Here is a 3,125-nt window from a genome sequence, read left to right as displayed (position 1 = left end):
AGGAGATGTCCGTTGGCCAGGTCATAGCTGGAAACTGTGCGTATTCCATTACCAGCCAGTTCCTCGAGGACCTGGCCGGCTGCGCTGTATTCAATACCGCCGACGAGGGTTTCGACGGTGTTGCACTGCGCTCGTTGCAGACCAATCTCACGCAGCTGACCTATGCAGTCATGGCGCAAATGCCGGGTATGCCCCTTGGCATCCATCTGACTCAGCACTTCACCAGTTGCCGCGAAATGCCAGTCAGAACGTGCGCCTTCACCCGGCTCAAGTAGCAGGCCGCGCGCAACTTCGTCCACTGGCCAGTTCGGTGGCTCTGCGCTATCAAGGAGGTGGCGGACTTCGGCCAACACTGCGCCCGAGAGTCCATACTCGGGAATCAACCGGCTACCCGCCGGATCATCATGACGTACCGAATGGCCACAGCGATTGTGCAAGGCATCGTCCGCGTTAGAACCGCCCCAGGTGATTCGTTCGGCGTAACGCTCCGGCTCACCACTGATGTGCTCAGCGATAGCCACCGCCCTGCGCAACAGATCATGTTCGATGCGCCGATGCCAGCCGCGCTGATCCCACATTTCAACCGCCAGCCCATCAGGGCCTGGCAAGCTCAGCTGCCAGCCTGCATCGACGCTATCGCTGCACAGTGACTGGCCCGACAGACCGTAAATCGTGCGCAGGTTTACCGGCACGTCGGGATCAGTGAGGGATGAAACAAACAGTCGAGGATCGCGCTGCTCGCAAAGCCGCCCAGCCACGTCATGAACCTGATGCGTAACCCGCGTCTCCAGCAAACCGCCCATCGCACGGCGATGATAGGCCAACTCACGAACGGGCAACCCGCGAGGTTCGATGACGGTGATTGAAGGCGTATAGCGATGCAAATGATGGCGCTCGACTCAAGGAGACCACTGGCAATCTAGGTGTGCGGAGATTCAACGTCTACTGACAACAATGACAGTAGACACTGCTCTACCGCCCATCACCCCAGATCGACAAAAGATGGTTTTGAAATTGTTTCAGATGGCGATGGCGCAGGGCATCAGCATCGCGCCGGGACCGATATTTTCACCGACGCAGCGATTCAGGAATTGTATTCGGTTGAACTATGGAAGCCCTTGGGACGAGGTTTCGGAGAAGGTGATGGAGACGTTGGGGCGGATCGTGCGGTTGTTGAACTATTAGCATCGAAACGACTGCCCGAACAGTTCAAGCATTGGCCTATCGAAGCGGTTGCTGGGCATTCCTACTTAAAACAGCCGCAAAGCTCATTATGGTATCCGCATTATGGCGAGCGTACCGGCTTCTTAGAATCATGTCTTCATTGAACTTATCTACGGCGCCCTCCATATCGCTAGCACCTGCATTTGATATGAATGCATCCTCAGCCCCAACAAAAGCATCTCTCAATACATATTGATCATGCATCATGCTATCAGACGCTCCCTCCATGTAATCAACATCAGAAGATCTCAAGTACCAGTAATCATAAGATGCAAAAACAGGACTTAGGTGAGTTAATTCATGACCCAAGACAAAAGCGTTTTCTCCCACGTCATTATCCATGAAGGATTCATAGCTAAAATATATCCTCCTATTCCAATCAGAGCGCAATACAAATGCACTTTCTTTTTCCCCCGAAACCGCAATCAGTCTTTCAGGATGGGTCTTAATATGTTCGATATCCAATAACATTTTATGAAACCCATTCTTGAAATATTCAATATTCTTTGTAGTCGCTTGTCCAGCACCGAAAAACTGCTCAACAATTTTTGTGTCAAGATCTGGGCCTGAAAGTTCAACCATTGCATAGGTGAGCGTTTTTTTAAGCTCTAGAAACGCACTCTCGAGAGTAGTTGCAGTTTCAGGCATATGGGTTTTTATAGCGTTTAACCCTCGGTGCACGACGCTGCTACGTATGTCTTTCGATTCAATCAGGAGATCAAAAAGCCCCGGTGCGTAGCCGTCTCTATCTACAAAATTAACCGGCCCATTCCTGACAAATCGATAAAAATTCAACCCGTCCACATCTCCCGCTGGATCCGGATTCAACCAGCGCTGTAACCACGGCGCGTAATACCGTGCACCATAGTAATAGAGCCCGGTTGCATCCCGTTCCTTCCCGGAGTAGCGAATAGCTTTATAGGTGGTTTCCACCTTATTCCGCCCCGCCAGCCACGCCGTGCCGCCAAATGGGTAATAAACTTCCTGGCTAATCCGTTTTGCATCGGCATCGACTTCAATGGCGCTTGAGCCCAGATGATCATCGAAGCAATAACGCAGCTGGTCATTGATCACGCCGTCCGGAGGAGAGCTGCTCCAATGCAACAGTCTCACCGAACAGCGGCCGACCTGAACGCTGACCACTTGCAAGTTCTCGCCGGTGGCGCTGTTGCTGTGCAGTTCCAGACCCGGCAGGTATCGCACGTCGGCGGTGTGGATGATGGATTTCGCTGCTGCAGTGCGGCATTTGCGGACACGCATGCCTTCATGATCGTAGCCGTAAAATTCCCTGTCACTGGGGGCGTTGCGTCGGGCGACCTGCACGACTTCGCTCAACTCGTTATGGCCATTCCACTGTAAGGACTGACCTGGCTGCAACTCGAGCAAGTTGCCGCGCGCATCGAAAAGTCCGTCCAGCTCCGCCCCCGGCCGGTCTTTGATGCTGCGATTACTGTGCGCAGCCACCTGCATGGTAAGCGTGTCGTCCACAGCGCCTTGATGAACCCGTTGCAACAGATTGCCCGCCGCATCATAAAAATAAGTTTCGGTGTAGTTACACCAACGGCTGCTGTCGGCCGAGCCGAAGGCTTGCCACTCCGGCAATGCGGGGCCCAATGACGGTTTGGCAGATTCCCAGCCTGTGGCTTTGATCAGTTGGTACAGCGTGTCGTAGGTGAAATGTCGGACGGGTTCGATGCGTTGGTTGGCCGAGTACTGGATGGGTAACGCGGCGTCGGTGATGTTTATGATGTTGCCGGCGGGGTCGTAGCAGTAGCTCAGTTTTTGCAGAAACTGGCCATTGGGGGCCTGATTGGCGAGCGTCAGGAGATGTCCGTTGGCCAGGTCATAGCTGGAAACTGTGCGTATTCCATTACCAGCCAGTTCCTCGAGGACCTGGCCGG

At 53.6% G+C, this 3,125-nt stretch carries 1 protein-coding gene and 2 pseudogenes; 1 reads left to right on the top strand and 2 read right to left on the bottom strand.

Annotated elements, in window-relative coordinates:
* Positions 1-884, bottom strand: a pseudogene (locus DU29_RS0127970) (RHS repeat-associated core domain-containing protein); the annotation flags it as partial.
* 124 nt (positions 885-1,008) lie between these two features.
* On the opposite strand from DU29_RS0127970, the pseudogene DU29_RS01000000130620 reads away from it, so the two are divergent.
* A pseudogene (locus DU29_RS01000000130620) lies at positions 1,009-1,185 on the top strand (PLP-dependent aminotransferase family protein); the annotation flags it as partial.
* Positions 1,186-1,221: 36 nt separating this feature from the next.
* Here the strand turns inward: DU29_RS01000000130620 and DU29_RS01000000130615 are convergent.
* Positions 1,222-3,125, bottom strand: a 1,904-nt coding sequence (locus DU29_RS01000000130615; RefSeq protein ID WP_033051053.1) for an RHS repeat-associated core domain-containing protein, incomplete at its 5' end; no start/stop codon positions are given.

It is taken from the genome of Pseudomonas sp. Ant30-3, from assembly GCF_000690905.1.
Classification (GTDB): Bacteria; Pseudomonadota; Gammaproteobacteria; order Pseudomonadales; family Pseudomonadaceae; genus Aquipseudomonas.
This window is presented reverse-complemented; position numbering and strand designations above follow the sequence as displayed.